The sequence below is a fragment of the Maritimibacter sp. genome (assembly GCF_016774595.1).
Lineage (GTDB): Bacteria > Pseudomonadota > Alphaproteobacteria > Rhodobacterales > Rhodobacteraceae > Maritimibacter > Maritimibacter alkaliphilus.
Genome location: NZ_JACBWT010000002.1, coordinates 686,684 through 702,216, shown reverse-complemented (window position 1 = coordinate 702,216; position 15,533 = coordinate 686,684). Strand labels below are relative to the sequence as shown.

15 protein-coding genes and 1 tRNA gene are annotated in these 15,533 nt (G+C 64.9%); 9 read left to right on the top strand and 7 right to left on the bottom strand.

The window, feature by feature from the left end; translation table 11 throughout:
- Window positions 1-123 precede the first annotated feature (123 nt).
- Window positions 124-1,062, top strand: a complete 939-nt coding sequence (locus tag HOY44_RS14725; RefSeq protein WP_287435643.1) for a bifunctional riboflavin kinase/FAD synthetase — start codon at window positions 124-126, stop codon at window positions 1,060-1,062.
- Between the two features lie 3 nt (window positions 1,063-1,065).
- Here the strand turns inward: HOY44_RS14725 and HOY44_RS14720 are convergent, their stop codons facing one another.
- Both HOY44_RS14720 and HOY44_RS14715 read right to left on the bottom strand, forming a co-directional pair.
- A complete protein-coding gene (locus HOY44_RS14720; protein WP_287435641.1) occupies window positions 1,066-1,815 on the bottom strand; it encodes a sulfotransferase family 2 domain-containing protein in 750 nt (249 codons plus the stop codon).
- A 100-nt stretch (window positions 1,816-1,915) separates the two neighbouring features.
- Window positions 1,916-3,901 (bottom strand): glycosyltransferase, encoded by a 1,986-nt coding sequence (locus tag HOY44_RS14715; protein ID WP_287435639.1) that lies wholly within the window; start codon window positions 3,899-3,901, stop codon window positions 1,916-1,918.
- A 440-nt stretch (window positions 3,902-4,341) separates the two neighbouring features.
- On the opposite strand from HOY44_RS14715, the gene HOY44_RS14710 reads away from it, so the two are divergent.
- A complete protein-coding gene (locus HOY44_RS14710; protein WP_287435637.1) occupies window positions 4,342-5,316 on the top strand; it encodes an NAD-dependent epimerase/dehydratase family protein in 975 nt (324 codons plus the stop codon).
- Window positions 5,317-5,387: 71 nt separating this feature from the next.
- On the opposite strand, the gene HOY44_RS14705 is transcribed toward HOY44_RS14710, so the two are convergent.
- The 3 genes from HOY44_RS14705 to HOY44_RS14695 all read right to left on the bottom strand — a co-directional run bounded on the left by HOY44_RS14705 (window position 5,388) and on the right by HOY44_RS14695 (window position 6,970).
- Window positions 5,388-5,474: transfer RNA gene (locus tag HOY44_RS14705), tRNA-Leu, on the bottom strand.
- A gap of 94 nt (window positions 5,475-5,568) precedes the next feature.
- Entirely contained in the window at window positions 5,569-6,069 is a 501-nt protein-coding gene (locus tag HOY44_RS14700; protein ID WP_287435635.1) for a DUF2306 domain-containing protein, read from the bottom strand.
- 142 nt (window positions 6,070-6,211) lie between these two features.
- The gene (locus tag HOY44_RS14695; protein WP_287435634.1) at window positions 6,212-6,970 is read right to left on the bottom strand and encodes a hypothetical protein; all 759 of its coding nucleotides are present in this window, start codon (window positions 6,968-6,970) and stop codon (window positions 6,212-6,214) included.
- Window positions 6,971-7,097: 127 nt separating this feature from the next.
- Here HOY44_RS14695 and HOY44_RS14690 point away from each other — a divergent pair, with 127 nt between their 5' ends.
- Window positions 7,098-7,901 carry a LytTR family DNA-binding domain-containing protein gene (locus HOY44_RS14690; RefSeq protein ID WP_287435632.1) on the top strand — a complete coding sequence of 268 codons (804 nt, stop codon included), beginning with the start codon at window positions 7,098-7,100 and terminating at the stop codon, window positions 7,899-7,901.
- 5 nt (window positions 7,902-7,906) lie between these two features.
- Window positions 7,907-8,569, top strand: a complete 663-nt coding sequence (gene lipB, locus HOY44_RS14685; RefSeq protein WP_287435630.1) for a lipoyl(octanoyl) transferase LipB — start codon at window positions 7,907-7,909, stop codon at window positions 8,567-8,569.
- A 5-nt stretch (window positions 8,570-8,574) separates the two neighbouring features.
- Here the strand turns inward: lipB and HOY44_RS14680 are convergent, their stop codons facing one another.
- Complete coding sequence (locus tag HOY44_RS14680; protein WP_287435628.1) at window positions 8,575-9,156, bottom strand: hypothetical protein; 582 nt, start codon at window positions 9,154-9,156, stop codon at window positions 8,575-8,577.
- 323 nt (window positions 9,157-9,479) lie between these two features.
- On the opposite strand from HOY44_RS14680, the gene HOY44_RS14675 reads away from it, so the two are divergent.
- The 5 genes from HOY44_RS14675 (at window position 9,480) to HOY44_RS14655 (ending at window position 13,921) form a co-directional block, all read left to right on the top strand.
- Window positions 9,480-9,929 carry a c-type cytochrome gene (locus HOY44_RS14675; RefSeq protein WP_138423538.1) on the top strand — a complete coding sequence of 150 codons (450 nt, stop codon included), beginning with the start codon at window positions 9,480-9,482 and terminating at the stop codon, window positions 9,927-9,929.
- Between the two features lie 153 nt (window positions 9,930-10,082).
- Complete coding sequence (locus HOY44_RS14670; RefSeq protein ID WP_287435625.1) at window positions 10,083-10,946, top strand: alpha/beta fold hydrolase; 864 nt, start codon at window positions 10,083-10,085, stop codon at window positions 10,944-10,946.
- 205 nt (window positions 10,947-11,151) lie between these two features.
- Window positions 11,152-12,825, top strand: coding sequence for a cytochrome c oxidase subunit I (locus HOY44_RS14665; RefSeq protein WP_008330455.1), 1,674 nt, complete (start codon window positions 11,152-11,154; stop codon window positions 12,823-12,825).
- Window positions 12,826-12,890: 65 nt separating this feature from the next.
- Window positions 12,891-13,370 (top strand): hypothetical protein, encoded by a 480-nt coding sequence (locus HOY44_RS14660; protein WP_287435624.1) that lies wholly within the window; start codon window positions 12,891-12,893, stop codon window positions 13,368-13,370.
- Window positions 13,370-13,921, top strand: a complete 552-nt coding sequence (locus HOY44_RS14655) for a DUF2244 domain-containing protein (RefSeq protein WP_008330459.1) — start codon at window positions 13,370-13,372, stop codon at window positions 13,919-13,921. Before HOY44_RS14660 ends, HOY44_RS14655 begins: the two co-directional genes overlap by 1 nt.
- A gap of 76 nt (window positions 13,922-13,997) precedes the next feature.
- Here the strand turns inward: HOY44_RS14655 and HOY44_RS14650 are convergent, their stop codons facing one another.
- On the bottom strand, window positions 13,998-15,476 hold the full coding sequence (locus HOY44_RS14650; protein WP_287435620.1) for an MDR family MFS transporter: 1,479 nt from the start codon (window positions 15,474-15,476) through the stop codon (window positions 13,998-14,000).
- Window positions 15,477-15,533: the final 57 nt, after the last annotated feature.

Sequence of the window (15,533 nt, the reverse complement as noted above, 5' to 3'; positions counted from 1 at the left end):
GCGAGGGGGCTGTCTGCCCCCGCGCGCTTCGCGCCCCCCCGAAGGTTTTCGGAAACAGAGAAGGGGCGGGCCGTGCGCCTTTTGCGGCTTGCGGGGCACGCACGGCGCGGCTACTCCCAACATATGCGGATCATTCGGGATTTTCAGTTCGTCGAACAGCAGGACCGGGGCGCTTCGGTTGCCATCGGGAATTTCGATGGCGTGCATCGGGGCCATCAGTTCGTCATCGACATCGCGCGGCGCGAGGCGGCGGCCTTGAGCGCGCCACTCGGCGTGATGACGTTCGAGCCGCATCCGCGTGAGTATTTCGCGCCCGGCGGCGATCCGTTCCGGCTTATGAATGCCGAGGCGCGTGCGAACCGGCTGGACTGGCTGGGCGTCGAAAAACTGTATGAACTGACTTTCAACGACACGCTTTCGGCGCTCACGCCCGAGGATTTCGCCCGCCGGGTCATCATCGATGGGCTTGGCCTGAGGCATGTCGTGGTCGGGGCGGATTTCCACTTCGGGGCGAAGCGCGCGGGCAATGTCGACACGCTTGTCGCACTGGGGCGAGAGAAGGGGTTCGGCGTGACGGTCGCGCCGCTGATGCATGACGACGACGTCGAGATCTCGTCCACCGCGATCCGCCAGGCGCTGAGCGAGGGTCGGCCCCGCGATGCGGCGCGGATGCTGGGGCATTGGCACCGCATCGACGGCACCGTGGTGCGCGGCGATCAGCGGGGGCGCGATCTGGGCTATCCGACGATCAACATGTCCATCGCGGGGCTGCACCCGCCCAGGTTCGGGGTCTACGCGGTGAAGGCCGACGTGCTGACCGGCGCCCATGCGGGGGAATACGGCGGGGCCGCGTCGATCGGCGTGCGGCCCACCTTCGGCGAGAACCTCCCCAACATCGAAACCTTCCTGTTCGACTTCAAAGGCGACCTTTACGGCGAGCACATTTCGGTCGCGCTGGTCGATTACCTCAGGCCCGAGGAACGGTTCGACAGCCTCGAGGCGCTGATCGAACAGATGGACGACGACTGCGCCAAGGCGCGCGCGGTGCTGGCCGCGACCTGATCGTCAGGCGCTTTTCGCGGTCCGTTCGGCCGCCTGCCCCGCGAAACAGCCGCGATCGCGGATGAAGGCGATGAGTTCCTGATCCTCGGCGGTGGCCGCCGCGACACGGGCGCGCACCGTGGGCGACAGGCGCCGGCGGGTGACCCCGTGGCTCGACACGTTCAACCGCTTGCCCGCATCCCATCTGAGGCCGAGCCAGTCCTGCGCGACGCGATTGGCGGCCTCCATCTCATCGACGCTGCCGACGAAGGCGAAATGCGCTTCGATGTTGGCGCGGGCGGCGGCGAAGGTCGGGGTATGGTCGGCGGATAATTCCTGACACTGGTGATTGCAGATCGCACGCGGATCGTTGTCGAGCAGGAACAGCGCGAAATCGTCAAGGCTCATGGCGGCGGCCTGATCGTGCCATTTCTCGCCCGCCGTTTCGCGAAAGTAATTGTAGCTCGACACCAGACGGTCAACCGGGTCGCGCAGGAAGGTAAAGCAGACGGGCGAGCCCTTGTTCGCCGCGAGATAGGCTTGGTTGATCCGCGCGAACGAATAGTGGCCGCAGATGATTTCGACCGCCGGATCGTCGAGCGCGGCCCCGACATCGGCGACGAAACTTCGGGAATCGTTGATCTTGGGCACCGCGTCGGTTCCCAGAACCGTGCGCATCTGGATCTGGATCGACGTGCCCGCCGCCTTGAACAGATGGATGAACGCGGGCGGTTTGAGGTGGCGAACGCGACGGTCCGCGACGGGGGTCAGCATGGCGAGCCCTCCGGTGCCGGGGCGGTTGCCGCATGGTAGCGCGGGTGCGCGGACCGGTCCATCCGGGTGGGCCGCATGACCCTTTGGTTGGCGAGAAGCATCAGAAATCCTTTCCGCTCATTTCCTGCACCGGCCTTGCGGGCGCCAGCCGAAGGGCGAGCTCGGTAAAGGAACTCCAGGTCGAGCCAAGCAGGCGCGGCGCGCGACCCAGCAGGATCGCATCGGCCAGAGCATAGGCCAGTTGGTCGGGCGAGCGGTCGTAGAGATCGCGGTGAAGGTAGGCGACGTTTTCGCCGAAAGTGTCGGTGAAGGCGCGATAGGCTTCGGGCGAGTCGGCGGCGACGAAGATCCGGTCGGCCTCGCCCTCGGCCCGAAGCGCCTCCACCCGCTTGAGGAAAGCCGAGAAATGGCTTTTTTCGCGCCAGAACCCGATGGTCGCCTGACTTTCGGCATTCCACTCCTGCCCGGATTCGTAGCTGAGATGCGCGTCTTTCGCCCCGCCGACCATGCGCACGTGGACCGAGACATCGTTGGGTGCGCGGACCCCGGCGACCAGATCGCGGACATGCGCCGCAGGGGTCATGGCGCGCAGAAAGGCGTTCTCGGCCTCCCAATTCGCGACCTCGCAGTTCAGGACGAAGGCCGAGCGGGCATAGATGTCGCCCGACCATTTCAGGTCCACAGGCACGTTTTTCTCGGCGCCCTCCTCGACCTCCATGTAGTTGTAGACATGGGCGCCCTGTCGGCTGGCGTCGTCGATGAAACTGTCTTCGATCACCGCGCCGTCATAGTCGAAAAGGTCGGTCAGACGCGCTTCGCAATGGTGGTCGGGGTGCCAGACAACGACCAGTTCGCGCCCCGTCGCATCGGCGATGGTGGCGGCCGAGGCCATGGCGCGCAGGCGGTTACCGAGGCCGTGCTGGGTGTCGATGAACAGCCGCGTGCGGTGGGGCACATAGGCGGGCGACGGGATGTCGCGCAGCGCGGCCTCCTGCGCCGTGAGGGCTTCGCTCACCGTCTCGGCGGTGATCGACGCGGCGGGCCTTGCCAGCAGGCGTGTCAGCGCGGTTTCGTTCAGGCCGAGCAGCCCCGGCCCGAACCGCCACGACGCCATGACCCGAAGCGCGGAGTCGTCGACGCGCTGGTTCACGAAGCGCGGCACGGCATTCGGATGCGGCGCACGGCGTTCGAGCGTTTCCATCCCGTCCGAGGCGACCGTATGCGACATCGGCAGCGGCGCGAGGTGCGCACGCCACATCGGCATGAGTTCGACGAGATGCTGGTTGCGGCGGATGCCGAAATGCGGGTCATGCCGGATCTGATCGAGCGCCGTGTCACCTGCCGGGGCATGGTCGCGGTCAAGGCGTTCCGCGTCGCCATGCGGCAGGTGATGGATCGTGATCGGGTCCACGTCGATGCGCGTCAGCCCGCCCTCGTCCAGACGCCGGTAAAGGTCGTCGTCGTCCCAGCCGTAGGACGTGATGAATTCATTGAAACCGCCGACACGGGCCAGATGCGCGCGGTCGATATAGAAGAACCCGTTGGTATGGGCCTGATCCTCGGGCACGCGCCGCCAGTTGCCCGCGACGAACCCCTTGTCCGGCAACGGGTTGCGCGCGAAAAACTCCCGCTCGATCTGAATATCCGCGTCCGCCTTGACGATCCGGTCGTGACGCGACAGCCGGAAGCCCACGTTATAGGCATAGGACAGGGTCCACTTGTCCTCCCCCTCGACACGCACGATCCGCAGGCGTTTGTCGCGGATGCGGCGGCGGGCCAGTGCGCGGGCGACGGGTTCGTCCGACGACCAGTCGACGATCAGGATTTCGTCGAGTTCGTCGAGCGCGATCCAGGTTTTCACCGCCTCGCTCAGGTTGTCGATCCGATTGCGCACGCAGGAGACGAGGCTGATACCCGGCCGCCCTTCGGGCCTGATCCGGGGAAGAGGCGTCGTAACCGTCTGCGGCTGCGCGGACGCCCGGGCCCCGCGCGGTTGCGTTTCGGTATCGTCGAGAAGCCGAAGCCCACTGATATTGAACGCGGCGCCACGCGACCGCACCCGTGTCAGAATGTTCAGAATATCCAAATGTCAAAGCCCGATGAGATGACTCACCCCGGCTGCTCCCACACCTAGGCTGGCGTATATATTCGGGATGGTCAACGTGATCGATTGAATTTTAGAAAGTTTTTCGCGCCACACATCTGGGCCGCGAAAAACTTGCAAAGACATGCGACATTATTCAGATGACGTTAACCAATTATTAACCATTATCAATTCACCAAAGCCGTAAAGGCAATGGGAATCAGAGCGAACCATACCCCCTGCCCTGCCACGCACATCACGGTGGCGCCCAAAATATAAACCAACACACGAACGGTCCCGGATGGAAATATAAGAGTGCGCCGCCGATCACAAATACTTAACGGCCCGACGCGCGCCATCCCTCCCCCGCGCATACGACCTTGCGCTTGCCACAGAACGCACTACTCTCGCCCATCAAATTATTCATTATCTGGACGGACATCATGAAATCTGCACTCGTTCTCGGCGCCGGCGGCTTTATCGGCGGACATCTGGTCAAACGCCTGAAGCGGGAAGGGTTCTGGGTGCGCGGCGTGGATCTGAAATTCCACGAACATGCCGAGACCGAAGCGGACGATTTCGTGATCGGCGATCTGCGTGAGCAGGAGGTGGTGCGCCGCGTCATCGACCGACGCTTCGACGAGGTCTATCAACTCGCCGCCGACATGGGCGGCGCGGGCTATGTCTTCACCGGCGAGAACGACGCCGACATCATGCACAACTCGGCGACCATCAACCTCAACGTGCTGGACGCCTGCCACAAGCGCAACATCAAGCGGGTGTTCTATTCGTCTTCCGCCTGCATGTACCCCGAACACAACCAGCTCGACCCCGACAACCCGAACTGCGCCGAAGACAGCGCCTATCCGGCCAATCCCGACAGCGAATACGGGTGGGAAAAGCTGTTCTCGGAACGGCTGTATCTGGCCTACAACCGCAACTACGGAATGGAATGCCGCGTCGCGCGCTATCACAACATCTTCGGCGTCGAAGGCACTTGGGACGGCGGCAAGGAAAAGGCCCCGGCCGCGCTCTGCCGCAAGGTCGCGATGACGGCCGAGGGCGGCACGATCGAGGTTTGGGGCGACGGGCTTCAGACCCGGTCGTTCCTTTATGTCGATGAGTGCGTCGAAGGGACCACGCGGCTCCTTAGGTCCGATTTCGAAGGTCCGGTAAACATCGGGTCGGAAGAGATGATTTCGATCAACGATCTCGCCCGGATGGTGATCGACCTGTCCGGCAAGTCCATCGACATCCACAACATCCCCGGCCCCGAAGGCGTGCGCGGGCGCAATTCCGACAACCGCTTGATCCGCGAAAAGCTGGGCTGGGAGCCGACCGAGACGCTGCGCGCCGGCATGGAAAAGACCTACGCCTGGATCGCGAACGAGGCGCAGCGGCGGCACAACCTGCACTGAGCGGGCGACACCCGGAAAACCAAAAGCCCCGCCAATGGCGGGGCTTTGTCGTTCTCCCCGAGGGGGAGAGATGGTGCGGTCGAGAAGACTCGAACTTCCACGGGAGTTACCCCACAGCGACCTCAACGCTGCGCGTCTACCAATTCCGCCACGACCGCACTGTCTTGGCTTGGTGGCGCGCTGCATAGCGTGGGATTCGGGGGATGTGAAGGGGGTAAGTGCAGGTTCTGCGAAAAACCCCCTCCCCGGCCCTCACGTCGCGGCCCGCGGGGTGCGCCGGACGATGTAGATCACAGCCCCCACCGTCATCACGACCGAGGCCAGCACGGCAAGGCTGACGCCGTCGTCGATGCTCGGACCGAAGATGACCTCGTTCATCCGGCGGCCCGGCAAAAGCGTGAAGGCGCCCGCGATCCCGAGGCCCCAGAGCGCGGTGCCCTGCATGATGCCCATATGCGCGCGGATGTTGCCGCGCCGGGCGTGGCGGACTGCGTTGACCACGTTGAAGATCACGTAAAGCGACAGCGCGTGGATCGGGCTGAACGGACCGATGAGCTGGATTTCCATGATCCAGAACGACGAAAACGCGGCGATCAGCATGTTCGTCACCCAGATATAGCCCGAGATCCGGTGGATCATGTCGCGCTTCTTGCGAAAGAGGACGATGGGGGTCAGCAGCAAAGCCTCCAACGCCGCGAAGGCGTGAATCTGGACGGCGGTCGGGGCTTCGAGAAGGGGGGTCAGGTCGAACATCTGGTATCTCCGGTTGCGTTGGTTTGCGTCTGGAGACGGTGGTGACAGGCCGCGCGGCACCGGGCCAGTTCGCTTGCGTGAATGGCGCTCTCGCGTCGTGAAATCGGGGGTTTTGCGGTTCACGAAGCGTGAAATGCAATCGTCAGAACGTCAGGCCCAGCGATTTGGCCCGCCTCACGCGCGCCTCGGCCCTGAGCGCGGCATAGGCCGCCTCCGCCTCGTCCGACCAAAAGGCGTTGCGGTCGAGTGTGAGGCCCGTGGCCTTGGTCTTGGTCTCGGCCGCCCGTGCCGCCGCCATCGCATCGGGCACCCGTTGGGGATCGACGCCGAGCCGTTCGGCCAGCGCACGCGGCACCTCGGGGTCGGCGAGCATCGCGTCGAAATTGACGAAGGCATAGCGGCGCGCGGAAAAGCCCGGCCAGCGCAGGGTGACGAGGCGCCTGACCCGCAAAAGGTCGCGCCACTTGTCCATCTGCTCGGGCCCGCATTTGCGCAGGTAGGTCGCGAAGGCCACGCGGTCGTCGGCGATCTCGGACGGCTTGATCCACGGCACGTCCTGCCGCCGGAAGCGGAAATCGACGAACTCGGACACCAGCGTCTTGCGCGGGTGGCGATAGCAGCAGACGAAGAACACGCGGGGAAACTTGATCGGGTGCAGGCCCACTGGCATGTGGCCGAACGCGACGTCGCCGGCGGCAAGACCGAGGATGGTCTGCGCATAGGGCTGCATCGCGCGGGTCCGGCCCGGCGTTTCGACATTGGTCCTGAGTTCGAAATCCTTGGTCCGCAGCACGTGGTCGAGGCCCACGTGCAGCCCGGTGTCGTTGAACCCGAGTTCGCTCAGGAACGCCGCCATGAAATAGGTGCCGGATTTGGGGATCGTCTGGATGTAGATTCTCATCAACTGTCCTGACCCCCTCGCCCTGACCCCGTGATACAACACGAGGGGCCATTCGCAAGGGATCGGCGCTTGTCTCCGCCCGCCCGAGCGGGGAAACTGCGCCCGGACGACACGAGGCACGGATGGTTTGAGCGAGACCCCCTATCAGATTGCGCGGCGCGAGTTGCAGATGCTGGTGACGAGCCGGGGCGCGTGGATCGGCATCGTGGCGGTCGGCCTGATCCTCGGTCTGGCGGGGCCGTTCGGCACCGAAGACGTCATGCGCACCCTGCCCCGGCTGGTCTACTGGGTGGTGATCGCGGCCATCGGGTTCTTCGCGGGCAGCGGATCGGCGACGATCGTGGCCGAAACCCTGCGGGCGCGGCGCGTTGGCATGTGGCCGGCGGTCATCGTCGCGGGCGCGGTCGCGGGCTTCGTGAATTTCGCCCTGCTCATCGTGCTGAACGGCGCGGTCTTCGGCACCGAATTCTTCGAACTGGACGCGATCCTGATCCTTGGCACCAACGTCATCGTCATTTCGATCATCATCGCGGCGGCCTTCGTCGGCATCCAGCGCCATGTCACGGGCGCGGCCGAGGGCCAGATGAAAGGCGCGGCGACCTCGGCCAGCCCGGCCCCGCCCCGCCTGCTTGCCCGGCTGCCGCTGGAAAAGCGGGGGCGGCTGATCTCGATCTCGGTGCAGGATCACTATGTCGAGGTGGCGACCAGCATGGGGACCGATCTGCTCCTGATGCGGCTCTCCGACGCGATGGACGAGACGGGGGACGTGGCCGGGATGCAGGTCCACCGCTCGCACTGGGTCGCGACGGGCGAGGTGACGGCGGCCCGGCGCGACGGGGCGCGGGCGATCCTGACGCTCTCGGACGGGCGTGACATTCCGGTGAGCCGGACCTATGTGCCAGCGGTGAAGGAGGCGGGGCTTCTCCCGTAACGCGCATGGTCGAATGGAAGATCACCGAAGGGCTGACCGATTACGACGAGGCGGTCGCGTTCATGGAAGCACGGGCCGCCGCCATCGCCGCGGGCGAGGCGGGTGAACTGATCTGGCTGGTCGAGCATCCGCCGCTCTACACCGCCGGCACCTCGTCAAAGCCCGCCGATCTCGTCGATGCGGACCGCTTCCCGGTCTATGAGACGAAGCGTGGCGGGCAGTATACCTATCACGGCCCTGGTCAGCGCGTCGTCTATGTCATGCTCGACGTGGGCGCGCGCGGGCGCGACGTGCGGGCCTTCGTCAAGCAGATGGAGAATTGGGTGATCGCGACGCTCGACCAGTTCAACGTGACCGGCGAGATTCGCGAGGGGCGCGTCGGCGTCTGGGTTCAGCGCGACGACAAGCCGCTGACGGTCACCGGGCAGAAGGCCGAAGACAAGATCGCGGCCATCGGCGTGCGCCTGCGCAAATGGGTGAGTTTCCACGGCATCTCGATCAACGTGGACCCCGACCTCGACCATTTCACCGGGATCGTGCCCTGCGGGATCACCGAACACGGTGTCACCTCGCTCGTCGATCTGGGCCTTCCGGTGACGATGGAGGATCTGGACGTGGCGCTGAAGGCGACCTTCGATACGGTGTTCGAAGGGGTCCCGGCTGCCTGAGGCGCCTAATCGGCGCGCGCCGCGAAGGTGCCGCCTGCGCTTTCGGTCACGCCATTGATGACCGCGTCGCCCGAAACCTGCCCGGTCAGAAGGCTCCCGTCCGTGCCCACCACGTCGCCGTAGATCACCGAGTCGAAGGCGAAGGTATCGCCCGCCTGATTGGTCAGCGTCCCGTCCGCATTCACGAAAAAGCTGTGCTGGGTGCCCGGCTTGTCCGGGTTGGTCAGCGACGCGGTGCGGTCCAACACCCCGTTGTTGAGCCGCAGAGTGCCCGCGACGGGCTGTTCGTCGGCATTGTCCTGAAAATTCGTGACCTGCCCGTCGAGCGTCGCGCCGGCGGCGGTGAAGGTCGCGTCCATGTCGACATCGCCGATGAAATCGTCCGACGCCCCGGTGTTGTCATAGGCCGCGAGCAGCAGGTAACCCGCATAAGTTGCGGTGCCGGACACGGGCAACTGGTCGGCGGATTGCTGGGCCGCCGATATCTCGTTCAGGATCGCATTGTATCCGATGGCCGCGTTCGTAAACGGAGACGAGCAGGCGGCGAGAGCGAGGGCGGAGGGCAGCAGGGCGACGAGGGCGCGCATTTCAATTCCTGAGATAGACTTGCGTAAAAAACCGCGATCCAAGACCGCCACTCTCCGATTTACGCGACTTCCGGGGCTGGGTCTATGGGGGCGTCCGCGTCGCCCGGGCCTGCGGGTCCGTGGCGACGGGTGCGGTCCGGCGTGGAACTCTCCACCGATGTCATCCGTTGGCCCAACCCAAGCCGCGTCAGGCCATAAGCCGCCACTGCGACCAACCGCCCGGTTGCGAGACAATTGCAACATTTGCATGGTGCGGCCAAGGTTGGGGAGACCGGTGCACCGAATCCCCGGACCATCTGCGAACGCAAACCACGAGGAACGCCATGAAAGCCATCCTGACCACCGCCGCCATCCTGACCCTGTCGGGCGCCGCTGCCTTTGCCGAAAGCCACGCCGTGATGGGCGACGCCGAAGCGGGCGAAGGCGATTTTCGCAAGTGCAAATCCTGCCACGCCATCTCGTCGGCGGACGAGGACATTGTGAAGGGTGGCCGCACCGGCCCGAACCTTTACGGCGTGATCGGCCGCACCGCCGGGTCGTATGAAGACTTCAACTACGGCGACGACATCGTGGCCGCCGGTGAAGCGGGTCTCGTATGGGACACGACCAACATGGTCGAATACCTCGCCGACCCGAAAGCCTTCCTTCAGGCCTATCTCGAAGATGACGGCGCGAAGTCGAAGATGACCTTCAAGCTGAAGGACGGCGAAGACGTCGCCGCCTACCTCGCCACCTTCTCGGAAGGCGAAATGGAAGAAGGCGAAGGCTCCTGATCTCCTCCCGGCCCTGACGGCCAACGAAAGCCCCGCCGACACCCCGGCGGGGCTTTTTCGTGTCGGGTGATGAAACCCGTGCCCCCTGCGACTTGACGGATGACGAATGGGCGGCGTCCAATCCGACATCCAGCCCAACCAAGCGAGGCGCACGTGAACATCAGGGTTGTTGAGAATGGTCCCGTCAGACTGGCGACCGAGACATTCGGCGACCCGGCGCATCCGGCGCTGCTTCTGATCATGGGGGCCAATGCCTCGATGCTCGAGTGGCCGGAGGCGTTTTGCGAGGCGTTGGCGGCGCACGGCAGGTTCGTGATCCGCTTCGATCACCGCGACACCGGACAGTCGTCGCAGTTTCCCGCCGGTGATCCCGGCTACACCGTCGATGACATGGCCACCGACATCATCGCCATACTGGACGCTTACGGGTGCGCCGAGGCGGATATGGTCGGCATGTCGCTGGGCGGCTACATCGCGCAGATGGTAGCCGAGCGGCACCCGGACCGCGTGCGGACCTTGACCCTGATCGCGTCCGAGCCTCTGGGCTGGGACGGCGCCGATCTGCCCCCTATCTCGGAGGCATTCCTTGCGCATTTCGGCGGGCTGGCGACATTGGACATGGCGGACCGGGCCGCGGTTGGCGCGTTCCTGCTTGAAATCGCACGGCTTTGCGCCGGGTCCGCTTATCCTTTCGCGCGCGATGACATCTCGGCCCGGATTTCGCGAGACTTGGACCGCCGCGACGGGTTCGAGACCCTCTTCAACCATGCGGCGCTTGAAGTGGTGTCCGATTGGGCAGGCGCCTACGCGCGCATCACGCTCCCGACCCTGGTCATTCACGGAACTGAAGACCCGATCCTGCCTTTCGCGAATGGAATGGCGCTGGCTGGCGCCATCCCCGGCGCGCAGCTCGAACCGCTGGAGGGCGTGGGGCATGAACTTCCTGGGCCGTTGCTGGAGCCGATTGCGGCCCTCATCGCGGATCACGTGGGCGCCCGGTCTCGGCCCCGTCCTTGACCCGGATCAAACAAGGCCCCATGCGACAAATTGCCCGAAATCGGCGTGAGGCGCTGTTCTCAAGGCGCTTTTCCCGTTGCAATACATGCAGAAAGGCGAAGATTTGATCGCCCTGAGCGTTGCTCTGTTCAAAATGTCGCAGTAAACACGTCCCAATTCCGTGGGGGGGAATCCCCCTGGATTTGGACAGCTAAGGGAGACCTCAATGGCGGACGCAGCCATCCAGGGCCATGACCACGAAGATACCCGCGGGTTCTTCACCCGGTGGTTCATGTCCACCAACCACAAGGATATCGGCATCCTGTACCTTATCACGTCGGCGCTCGTCGGCCTGATTTCGGTCAGCTTCACGGTGCTGATGCGCCTGGAACTCATGGACCCCGGCGTCCAGCATATGTGTCTCGAAGGCTTCCGCCTGTTCGCCGATGCGGGCGCGGAATGTACGCCGAACGGCCACTTCTGGAACGTGATGATCACCTATCACGGCGTCCTGATGATGTTCTTCGTCGTCATCCCGGCGCTGTTCGGTGGTTTCGGTAACTATTTCATGCCGCTTCAGATCGGTGCGCCGGACATGGCGTTCCCGCGGATGAACAACCTGTCGTTCTGGCTCTACGTCACCGGCACCTCGCTGGGTGTGGCCTCGCTGCTCGCTCCGGGCGGCAACGACCAGCTCGGTTCCGGCGTGGGCTGGGTGCTCTACCCGCCGCTGTCCACGACCGAAGGCGGCTATTCGATGGACCTCGCGATCTTCGCGGTCCACGTCTCGGGCGCCTCGTCGATCCTCGGTGCGATCAACATGATCACGACCTTCCTGAACATGCGTGCCCCGGGCATGACCATGTTCAAGGTGCCGCTCTTTTCGTGGTCGATCTTCGTCACCGCATGGCTGATCCTTCTGGCCCTGCCGGTTCTGGCCGGTGCCATCACCATGCTGCTCATGGACCGCAACTTCGGGACGACCTTCTTCGATCCGTCGGGCGGGGGTGACCCGATCCTTTACCAGCACATCCTGTGGTTCTTCGGCCACCCGGAAGTGTACATCGTGATCCTGCCGGGCTTCGGCCTCGTGTCCCACGTCTTCGCGACCTTCGCCAAGAAGCCCGTCTTCGGCTACCTGCCGATGGTCTGGGCGCTGATCGCCATCGGCGTCATCGGCTTCGTCGTCTGGGCGCACCACATGTACACCGTGGGCATGTCGCTTCAGCAGCAGTCCTACTTCATGCTGGCGACGATGGTCATCGCGGTGCCGACGGGGATCAAGATCTTCTCGTGGATCGCGACCCTCTGGGGCGGCTCGATCGAGTTCAAGACGCCGATGCTCTTCGGCTTCGGCTTCCTGATCCTGTTCACCATCGGCGGCGTGACCGGCGTGGTGCTGTCGCAGGCCGGTGTCGACCGCGTCTACCACGACACCTACTACGTCGTGGCGCACTTCCACTACACCATGTCGATGGGTGCGGCCTTCACCATCTTCGCCGGGATCTACTACTGGATCGGCAAGATGTCGGGCCGTCAGTACCCGGAATGGGCCGGTAAGCTCCACTTCTGGCTGTTCTTCATCGGTGTGAACCTCACCTTCTTCCCGCAGCACTTCCTGGGCCGTCAGGGCATGCCGCGCCGCTACATCGACTATCCGGAGGCCTTCGCCTACTGGAACAAGATCTCGTCGATGGGTGCGTTCCTGTCCTTCGCCTCGTTCATCTTCTTCTTCGGCATCATGATCTACACGCTGACCGCCGGTCGCCGGATCACCGAGAAGAACTACTGGAACGAATACGCGGACACGCTCGAGTGGACGCTGCCCTCGCCGCCGCCGGAGCACACCTTCGAACAGCTCCCAAAGCGCGAGGACTGGGACAAGTCGCACGCTCACTAAGGGCCTGACGACCTGAGACCTGAGGCCCCGGTGGAAACGCCGGGGCCTTTTTCATGAGAGAGACCATGCTGCCTGCCCCCGCCTTTCTGATCTTGATCCCCCTGCCCGCGCTCGTCGCGGCCATCTTTGGCCTGCGCGCGTCGCTGGTGCTCGGGGCCGGGCTGTTGGGCGCGGTCGCCTACATGGTGCTGGCGCTCGCCTGGCCGCAGGAGGGCGGCGCGGCTGCGACCGACAGCTACTATGTCGTCGGGTTCGCCGTTTTCGTCCAAAGCCTGATCGCCGTGGCCTTCGTCGCGACCGTGGCGCAGGCGATCAAGGAACGGCTGGGGCGCGCGGACCGGATGCCGACGGTCGCGTCGGGGCTGATGATGCTGTTCGGCGGGGCGGCGAGCCTCGTCCCCGTCACCATCCCGCCTGCCGACCGGGTCGCCCTGTTCGGCACCGTGGGCGAGGTCGGGGCCTTCGTCTTCCTCGCAGGCGTCGCCGGGCTGGTGCTGACCATCGTGCTCCGGCCCCTCCTCCGCCGCATCCGGGGGCGCGCCTGATGCCCTATGAATGGGACATTCCGATCCGCGAGGCCCCCGCCTTCGAAGCTCCCGGCGAGGCCGAAGGCGGTGCGCCCATCGCGCGGCTGCACCTGTGGCCCTATCGCTCGCTCCCGAAACGCGGCTTCGCATTCGCCATCGGGTTCGCCTACGTCATGCTGATGATCCCACTGTCGGCCTTCGTCGGCACGCTGGCGCTGTGGTGGCTGCTCGGCCCCGGCCTGATCGCGATTTTCGGGCTGTGGTGGTTCATCGGGAAAAGCTACCGCGACGGTGAGATCCTCGAAGAACTGACGATCTGGACCGACCGGATGCACCTCAGCCGCACCGGGCCGCGCCGCCAACACGCCGAATGGGACGCCAACCCGCATTGGGTCAGCGTGCAGGTCCACAAGGACGGCGGCCCGGTGAAGCACTACCTGACGCTCAAGGGCAATGGCCGCGAGGTCGAGATCGGGTCGTTCCTGTCCGAAGACGAACGACCCCTCTTGCGCGAGGAGCTCGAGCGGGCGCTGGTGCTGGCGAAGTCGCGGCGCGGGCCGGGGAACTGACCGGGTTTCTCCCGACCCGCACAGGGCAAAGAAAAAGGCGCGCCGGCTTGTCCGTGTCGCGCCTTTGTCTTGTCTCTCAGTGCCCCATCGGGGCGCCGCCGTCCTGCATGTCCGGCGGGCGGCGGACAAAGAAGCTGGCCGCGATCATGCCGAGCGATGCGATGGCGCCGCACATGAACCCGGCCTGAAGCCCCTGCGACAACGCATGAGCCTCGTCCAGCCCGGCGGCGATCCCGGCGGCGGACCGCACCGACATCACCGACACGAACAGCGCGATCCCCGCCGCGCCCGCGACCTGCTGGATCGTGCCGATCAACGCCGAGCCGTGGGAATAAAGCTGCGGCGGCAGCGACCCGAGGCTCGAGGTGAAGAGCGGCGTGAACAGGAACGCAAGGCCCGCCGACAGGGTGATATGGCTCGCCAGCACCATCGCGATCCCGGTCTCGGGCGTGAAGGTCGTCATCAGCCACAGCGCGACCGCCACCGCGACCGAGCCGGGAATGACCAGCTTGCGCGCGCCGTGGGCATCGAACAGGCGGCCGACGACCGGGGCCAGAAGCCCCATCAAAAGACCGCCGGGCAAAAGCATCAGGCCCGCCTGCACCGGCTCCATCCCCAGAACGTTCTGCATGTAGAGCGGCAGAAGGATAATCATCCCGAACAGCGCCATCATGGCGAGGCCCATCATCACCACGGCGACGGTGAAGATCTTGTGCCGGAAGGTGCGCAGGTCGAGCAGCGCCCGCTCCTTTGGGCCGAGCGCGATCTGGCGCAGGATGAAGGCGATCAGCACGGCGCCCCCCACGGCGAGCGGCAGCCACAGCGGCATACCTCCCTCTTCGTCATGCCCCTCGCCGATGGTGGACAGGCCATAGACCAGCCCGCCGAAGCCGATGGCGGCCAGCGGCACCGACAGGATGTCGAGCGGCACCTTGCGCGGCTCGGTCACGTTCTTGAGCCACGCCAGCCCGGCGGCAAGGCAGATCAGCCCAATGGGCAGGATCAGCCAGAACATCCAGCGCCAGCCAAGGAGGTTCAGGATGATCCCCGACAAGGTGGGGCCGATGGCGGGCGCGACCGAAATGACGATCGAGATATTGCCCATCGTCTTGCCCCGGCTGTCCGGCGGGACAAGGTTCATCACCGTCGTCATCAGAAGCGGCATCATCATCGCCGTGCCGCAGGCCTGCACGACCCGGCCCAGCACCAGCGGCGGCAGGCCCGGCGCGATGGCGCACAGAAGCGTGCCGAAGCTGAAGAAACTCAGCGCCGCGATGAACACCGTGCGCGTGTGGAACCGTTGCAGCAAGAACCCCGTGACCGGGATCACCACGGCCATGGTGAGAAGGAACGCGGTGGTCAGCCATTGCGCGGCATTGGCCGTCACGCCGAGATCGGACATGAGCCGGGGCAAGGCGACCGACATGATCGTCTCGTTCAGGATCATCGTGAAGGTCGAGACCAGAAGCAGCAGGATCACTACGCGGTTGCGCGCGGAATGGTCCGGCGCGGCCGGCGCGTCGGAAAGGCCTGGTGTCATCGTATCGCTGGGCATGGGACGTCCTGAACGCTTAAAAACAAAAAGGCCGGTCGTCCCGGCCCATGCCGGGTG

Coding starts and splice junctions, on each gene's coding strand:
- HOY44_RS14695 (WP_287435634.1), bottom strand. CDS start 6,970: ATGAGAATCTACATCCAGACGATCCCCAAATCCGGCACCTATTTCATG.
- HOY44_RS14680 (WP_287435628.1), bottom strand. CDS start 9,156: ATGCGCGCCCTCGTCGCCCTGCTGCCCTCCGCCCTCGCTCTCGCCGCC.
- HOY44_RS14700 (WP_287435635.1), bottom strand. CDS start 6,069: ATGTTCGACCTGACCCCCCTTCTCGAAGCCCCGACCGCCGTCCAGATT.
- lipB (WP_287435630.1), top strand. CDS start 7,907: ATGGTCGAATGGAAGATCACCGAAGGGCTGACCGATTACGACGAGGCG.
- HOY44_RS14710 (WP_287435637.1), top strand. CDS start 4,342: ATGAAATCTGCACTCGTTCTCGGCGCCGGCGGCTTTATCGGCGGACAT.
- HOY44_RS14720 (WP_287435641.1), bottom strand. CDS start 1,815: ATGCTGACCCCCGTCGCGGACCGTCGCGTTCGCCACCTCAAACCGCCC.
- HOY44_RS14655 (WP_008330459.1), top strand. CDS start 13,370: ATGCCCTATGAATGGGACATTCCGATCCGCGAGGCCCCCGCCTTCGAA.
- HOY44_RS14725 (WP_287435643.1), top strand. CDS start 124: ATGCGGATCATTCGGGATTTTCAGTTCGTCGAACAGCAGGACCGGGGC.
- HOY44_RS14650 (WP_287435620.1), bottom strand. CDS start 15,476: ATGCCCAGCGATACGATGACACCAGGCCTTTCCGACGCGCCGGCCGCG.
- HOY44_RS14665 (WP_008330455.1), top strand. CDS start 11,152: ATGGCGGACGCAGCCATCCAGGGCCATGACCACGAAGATACCCGCGGG.
- HOY44_RS14675 (WP_138423538.1), top strand. CDS start 9,480: ATGAAAGCCATCCTGACCACCGCCGCCATCCTGACCCTGTCGGGCGCC.
- HOY44_RS14660 (WP_287435624.1), top strand. CDS start 12,891: ATGCTGCCTGCCCCCGCCTTTCTGATCTTGATCCCCCTGCCCGCGCTC.